At 62.5% G+C, this 637-nt stretch carries 1 pseudogene; it reads left to right on the forward strand.

Features of this window, described 5'->3' with window-relative positions:
- Positions 1-102: 102 nt before the first annotated feature.
- A pseudogene (locus tag ABD209_RS15515) lies at positions 103-345 on the forward strand (integrase core domain-containing protein); the annotation flags it as partial.
- Positions 346-637 lie beyond the last annotated feature (292 nt).

Here is a 637-nt window from a genome sequence, read left to right on the forward strand (position 1 = left end):
CACCGCCCTGATCGACGACACCGCGACACACCCGACCGCCATGTGAGGCAAACAACGAAAAGGGCCGAACCGGAAAGAAATCCGCTGCGATTAGCCGGTTAAAGCTATGACAACGCCCTCGCCGAGACGGTGAACGGCTACTACAAGGCAGAACTCGTCCGCGGACCGGCCCGGCCAGGGCCGTGGAAGACGGTCGAAGACCTCGAGCTCGCCACCCTCGGATGGGTGCACTGGCACAACACCGAGCGCCTCCACGGCTACCTCGGTGACGTCCCGCCCGCCGAGTTCGAGGCCGCGTTCTATGCTGTCCCCAACGACCGCAATCTGCTGGTCGGAATCAAATAGCGCGAGTCTCCATCAGACCCAGGGCGCTTCAGTTCTCCGGGGCCTAAAGGCACGTGGCGTCAGGATCATTGCCTACACGGAGTCCGGTGCGTACTGGACGGAGTGGCGGATCCGGCACACGGGACTCGACGGAGTCATCGACGTCTTGTACTCCTCTCCCGACCATGACCTTGCCGCCGGGATTGACCCTAGTGGTCCGTCGCTGAAACATGTTTACGTTTCCGGTCGATGGAGGCGAGGATTTCGTCGGCGGGTTTGGTCCAGGTGAAGGGGTGTGACCGGTCGTTCCAGC

This window comes from Nostocoides vanveenii, assembly GCF_039531165.1.
In the GTDB taxonomy this organism is placed as follows: Bacteria; Actinomycetota; Actinomycetes; order Actinomycetales; family Dermatophilaceae; genus Nostocoides_A; species Nostocoides_A vanveenii.